The sequence below is a fragment of the uncultured Thiodictyon sp. genome (assembly GCA_903837595.1).
Lineage (GTDB): Bacteria > Pseudomonadota > Gammaproteobacteria > Chromatiales > Chromatiaceae > Thiodictyon.
The window spans coordinates 1-5,886 of sequence record CAILVI010000199.1 but is presented as its reverse complement, the minus strand read 5'-3'; the positions used below and the strand labels follow the sequence as shown (position 1 = coordinate 5,886).

Here is a 5,886-nt window from a genome sequence, read left to right as displayed (position 1 = left end):
TGGCGAAGTTTATGATGACTCATTGAAATGGACGGCTTGGCGCATTCACGAAATTGCGACCGTACCCCACCGGACCCAGAAAATCCATCGGTTACCGCTTTGTATCATGCCCCATCGATCGGAGGTGGCGCCAAACTTAAACCATGGGGCCAGATTATAACAGATTGAGCAAGAAAGGGGTTTGCGGTTTCTGGCCAGGCACTACCTATGATCTCAAGGCACTTGAAGCCCCGCCACACCAACCCCAGACCACCTTGGATTGTGATAGGGACCTCCAATAATTCAAGGCACTTGCACACTTTCAGTTGAGGACAAGGACGCTCGGGACAGGGATGCCCGGGACAGGATGCCCGGGAGAGGGCCGATCCGGATGTGGACGCCCGGAAGGATGCCCGACGTAGGACCCCATGGAAGGGGGGCGCTTCGGGCCAGGACGGCCCGCGACAGGGATGCCCAGGACAGGATGGCCCACGACAGGGACGCTCAGGACTGGACGCTCGGGACAGGACGGTTCGCCATGCAGAGTCGCCATCCAGGCGATTCTGTATGGTCTATTTGTCGGGATGTTGGCCGGTTCAGGCAGGAGGCATTGCGTTGGCGCCAGGCACGCTTAGCATCGAACATCCCCGGCGACTGCTACGGCTGCGGGACCTGCGTGCCCACCCGAGTGAGTTCGCATGTGAGAACGCCGAACGCCACCGGCCCGGACCGGCGCTGGCCGCCGCTGCGCAACACTTCTTCGATCTGTACGAATTGGCCCCGGTGGGCTATCTCACCGTCAATGAAGCCGGCTTGATCCAGACCGCCAATCATGCGGCCACGCACCTGTTGGGCGCGCCCAAGAGTGAGATCGTGCAGCAGCCGTTCTGCGGCTTTGTGCTACCCGAGGATCGCGTGCTCTTCGACCGACACCACCATCAGGCATTGACCACCCGCACCTATCCGCGCAGCGAACTGCGGCTGATCCGCGCGAACGCCGACATCTACTGGGCACGACTGGATGGCACAGTGCACCACAGTGACGACGACCCCACACCGCTCTGCCTCTTGGTGATCAGCGACATCTCCCAGCACAAGCAGATGGAACAGGACCTGCTTGAGAGTCGGGAGTTGCTCGAGCTGTTTATGCGTCATTCACCCATCAGTTCGGGAAGGGCCGCGCTGGACGGCGAGGAGTCACTGGATTGGCTCCTGGAGCGAGCCAACCGCGCCCTGTATCAGGCGAAGACGGCGGGGCGCATCAGTGCGTCATGATCGCGCCAGCGCCGGCATGACCGGCTTCAGCCATCACGAGCACCAAACACGCCCGTAAGGCCACGTCTGGCATCTGAGTCGCGCTGACCACACCGCCGGTTGATTTTGACGGCCAGCCGGTTGCGATCACCGCCCCCTTCCTGGACCCGACGCGCACAGATATATCCACCCCGCGCTACACCGCGCGGACACCCGCCGGGAATGCTATCGTGTCCCCCGGTCTGGGCCGGCGACGCCGCGCGCGCAGACGACTCACCAGGGGGAAGCGGATGAACGACAGACAACTGGTTGCGGCGGTGCAGATGGCCACCGGCCTCGACGTCGCGGCCAACCTCCACGCGGCGGAGCGCCTGGTCCGGGAGGCGGCCGCGAGCGGGGCGGGCCTGGTGGTCCTGCCAGAGAACTTCGCCCTCATGGGCAAGCACACACTGGATCAGATCGCGCTGCGGGAGGCGGATGGTGCGGGGCCGCTCCAGTCATTTCTCGCCCGAGTGGCGGCTGAGCAGCGGGTCTGGCTGGTGGGCGGCACCATCGCGCTGGCGAGCGCGGACCCCGCGCGGGTGCGGGCCGCCTGCCTGGTCTTCGACGAGCACGGGCAGCGGGTCGGGCGTTATGACAAAATCCACCTCTTCGACGTGTCCGTACCCGGGGCCGACGAACACTACCAGGAATCCGCCACGATCGAGCCGGGCACCGAGGTGGTCGTGATCGACAGCCCTTGGGGCCGACTCGGACTGGCGGTGTGCTACGACCTGCGCTTCCCGGAGCTGTTCCGGCGGATGCTCGACCAGGGTGTGGAGATCATCGCGGCTCCCGCGGCCTTCACGGCCATGACCGGCAAGGCGCACTGGGAGACCCTGGTGCGGGCGCGCGCCATCGAGAACCTGGCTTTTGTGGTGGCGGCCGCCCAAGGCGGGTTGCACCTCAACGGTCGTGAAACCTTTGGGCACAGCATGGTGGTCGACCCCTGGGGGACGGTCCTCGCCCAACTCCCACGGGGCACCGGCTGTGTCCTGAGCGCCATCGACCGTGAATTTCAGGGCTCAACCCGCCGCCACTTCCCCACCATCGGCCATCGGCGTTTGCGGTAACGGCCATGGCGCCCGCACCACCCAGTAAGATGAAAGTGGCGGGCGCCTTGGCCGTTCCCCTCCCCGGCCCTCCCCCAATAGGGGAGGGAGAAGTGGAGTGCGCTCCCGGCGCGACTTTCACGGTAAACGACCCCACCTAGGGGCGACGCTTGGTGAAACTTCAGACGCGGTGCAATCAGCAACGCCGCCGGCGCCCGCTATCCCTCCCCGCCTGATCGCCGGGGTTTCTCGCAGAGGAATTGGATGAACGACTCCATTACTATCGCCCGCAACAGCATCCTGGCGCCCGCCGGGCTCGACGACCAGGACCTGGACCGACTGCTCGGCCTGCTCGCCGGCTCGGACCTGGACGCGGCGGATATCTATTTCCAAAAGAGCCGGTTACAGTCCTGGGTACTGGAAGACGGCATCATCAAGGACGGGAATTTCAGCATCGAACAGGGAGTTGGCATTCGCGCCGTCAGCGGCGAGAAGACCGGTTTCGCCTATTCCGACGCGTTGGAGTACCCGGCCCTGGCCCAGGCGGCCGAGGCCGCGCGCGCCATCGCCCGGACCGGCGGACAGGCCCGGGTCCGGATCGGCCAGGCCCCCGCGGCACGGCGACTCTATGACCCGATCGACCCGCTGGAGAGCCTGCCGGACGAGGATAAGGTGGCGCTCTTGAAGCGCGTGGACGCGGAGGCCCGACGCCAGGACCCGCGGGTCAAAGAGGTCACCGCCAGTGTGGTCGCGGTGCAGGAAACAATCCTGGTGTTGGCCGATGACGGCACCCTGGCGGCGGATGTGCGCCCGCTGGTGCGGCTCAATGTCAGCGTGATCTGCGAGGACAAGGGTCGACGCGAACAGGGCGGCAGCGGCGGCGGGGCGCGCACTGACTTGGGCTGGTTCCTGATGGAGGACCGCGCGTTGGCATTCGCCCGCGAGGCGGTGCGTCTGGCGCTGACCAACCTGGAGGCTTCGAGCGCCCCGGCGGGGAGCATGACCGTGGTCCTGGGACCCGGCTGGCCTGGGGTGCTGCTGCACGAGGCCATCGGTCACGGCCTGGAGGGCGACTTCAACCGCAAAGAGACCTCCGCCTTCGCCGGGCGCCTGGGCGAGCGGGTGGCGGCCCCCGGGGTGACGGTGGTCGACGACGGCACCCTGCCCGGGCGGCGCGGCTCGCTCAACATGGACGACGAGGGCACGCCCACCCAGAACACCGTGTTGATCGAGGACGGTATCCTGCGCGGCTACATGCAGGACAAGCTCAATGCCCGGCTGATGGGGATGACCTCAACCGGCAACGGCCGGCGCGAGTCCTATGCGCATCTGCCCATGCCGCGCATGACCAACACCTACATGCTGGCCGGCACCCGCGACCCGGGCGAGATCATCGCGTCGGTCAGCCGCGGGCTCTATGCGGTAAACTTCGGCGGCGGCCAGGTGGACATCACCTCCGGCAAGTTCGTGTTCTCCACCAGCGAGGCCTATCTGATCGAGGACGGGAAGATCGGCCGCCCGGTCAAGGGGGCCACGCTGATCGGCAACGGACCGGACGTACTGACCCGGGTAGCCATGATCGGCAACGATCTGGCGCTCGACACGGGCGTTGGCACCTGCGGCAAGGAGGGCCAGAGCGTACCGGTGGGCGTGGGTCAACCGACGTTACGCATTGATGGGCTCACCGTCGGCGGCACCGGCTCAGAATCGAAAATTTAGCCGCAAGTGAATGTAAGTTTGAAGGATTTCCTATGAGCATTACCTCAACCGAGGATACCGCAGAACGGTTGGCGCGGCTGGAGCAGACCATCGAAGACCTCCTGAGCGAGGCCAAGCGGCTCGGGGCGAGCGCCGCGGAGGCCGCAGTCGGCAGCAGTGCCGGACTGGAGGTCGGGGTACGCCTCGGCGAAGTAGAGACCGTCGAGCACACCCGCGACAACGGGCTCGGCATCACCGTCTATTTCGGCCATCGCAAGGGCTCTTCCAGCACCACGGATCTCAGCCCCGATTCACTGCGCGCCGCGGTCAAGGCCGCCTGCGCCATCGCGGTGCATACCCAGGAGGACCCCTGCGCCCACCTGGCCGACCCCTCGCTGATGGCCCGGGACGTACTGGATCTCGACCTCTATCACCCCTGGCCGATCGGGGTCGAGGCGGCGATTGCCATCGCCGCCGAGTGCGAGGACGCCGCGCGGGGATTTGATGCGCGCATCGTCAACTCCGAGGGGGCATCGCTCAGCGCCCACTGTGGGCTCCAGGTCTACGGCAACAGCCACGGCTTCGTCGGCGGCTACCCGAGCACCCGCCACGGGCTCTCCTGCGCCGTCATCGGCGAGGAGGGCGACACCATGCAGCGGGACTACTGGTGGACCAGTGCCCGCGCCGCGGGCGAGCTGGAGCCCGCCCGACTGGTGGGGGAACGCGCCGCCGCGCGCACCGTCGCCCGGCTGGGGGGGCGCCAACTCGACACCTGCAAGGCCCCGGTGCTGTTTCGGGCGGAGGTGGCCACCGGGCTGGTACGCAGCCTGGTCTCCGCCATCTCCGGCGGCAGCCTCTACCGGCGAGCGAGTTTCCTCCTCGACCACCTGGGTGAGCGGATCTTCCCCGAGTTCGTGCGCATCCACGAGCAGCCCCACCTGCCCCGGGGACTGGCCAGCGCCCCCTTCGACGGCGACGGCGTGGCCACCTGGGCCAAAGACTTGGTCAGCGAGGGCGTCCTGCGCACCTATGTCCTGGACGCCTATTCCGGCTGCCGGCTCAAGATGCCGACCACCGGTAATGCGGGCGGTGTACGCAACTTGGTCGTCGCCATGGGCGAGCGCGACCGCGCCGGCATGCTCAAACTCATGGGGACCGGGCTCTTCGTCACCGAATTGATGGGCCACGGGGTCAACGCGGTCACCGGTGACTACTCCCGCGGGGCGGCCGGATTCTGGGTCGAGAACGGTGAGATCCAATATCCGGTGGAGGAGATCACCATCGCCGGCAATCTCAAGACGATGTTCGCGGGCCTGGTGGCGGTGGGCAATGACTGCGACTTCCCGGGCAGCACCCGCACCGGCTCCTGGCTGATCGAGGAGATGACCATCGCGGGGCAGTAAGTCTCCATCCGAAACGTATTCACGCCAAGGCGCCAAGCCCGCCAGGAAAGACCATGGGGCTACGGCCTCTCGGCATCGTTGCCTGCGAGCATGGCCATGCCCAAGAACGCGTGTTATCAGACGCGGTCATCCCCACGCTCGAAGCGTGGCGATGCGTGGGTGCCCGAGCGCAATCTTAGGAGGGCGGGTGGTTTGGCTGACCCAACACCTCGCGAATAATGGCGCCCTGTAGCTTAGCCGCCTCGGTCAGCACGGCGGCAACCGAGGGACATGGAATCGCTTCGGCCGCTGCCCGCAGCGTCTCCAGTGCGTTCAGGTTGGCTTCGCACAATGCCGCAAAGGCACACTCCACCGCCCGCGCGGCGGCCGCTCCAATCAAACCACGTTTGATCGCGGCACCCTGCACGGCCCGGCGAAGTACCGTCCGAACGTGGTCCGGATGCTCGCGATCGCAAGCAAGA

Annotated in this window: 5 protein-coding genes; 4 read left to right on the top strand and 1 reads right to left on the bottom strand. The window is 66.4% G+C overall.

Annotated features, from left to right (window positions below; genetic code table 11):
• The first annotated feature begins 594 nt into the window (after window positions 1-594).
• The 4 genes from QZY44_RS10920 to pmbA all read left to right on the top strand — a co-directional run bounded on the left by QZY44_RS10920 (window position 595) and on the right by pmbA (window position 5,425).
• Window positions 595-1,254 carry a PAS domain S-box protein gene (locus tag QZY44_RS10920; protein WP_295446090.1) on the top strand — a complete coding sequence of 220 codons (660 nt, stop codon included), beginning with the start codon at window positions 595-597 and terminating at the stop codon, window positions 1,252-1,254.
• A gap of 269 nt (window positions 1,255-1,523) precedes the next feature.
• Window positions 1,524-2,345, top strand: coding sequence for a carbon-nitrogen hydrolase family protein (locus QZY44_RS10915; RefSeq protein ID WP_295446088.1), 822 nt, complete (start codon window positions 1,524-1,526; stop codon window positions 2,343-2,345).
• 243 nt (window positions 2,346-2,588) lie between these two features.
• Window positions 2,589-4,043: a metalloprotease TldD gene (gene tldD / locus QZY44_RS10910; RefSeq protein WP_295446086.1), complete on the top strand. Its 1,455-nt coding sequence runs from the start codon at window positions 2,589-2,591 to the stop codon at window positions 4,041-4,043.
• A 32-nt stretch (window positions 4,044-4,075) separates the two neighbouring features.
• Entirely contained in the window at window positions 4,076-5,425 is a 1,350-nt protein-coding gene (gene pmbA / locus QZY44_RS10905; protein ID WP_295446084.1) for a metalloprotease PmbA, read from the top strand.
• A gap of 175 nt (window positions 5,426-5,600) precedes the next feature.
• Here pmbA and QZY44_RS10900 read toward each other — a convergent pair.
• On the bottom strand, window positions 5,601-5,886 hold a 286-nt coding region (locus QZY44_RS10900; protein ID WP_295446082.1), incomplete at its 5' end, for a hypothetical protein.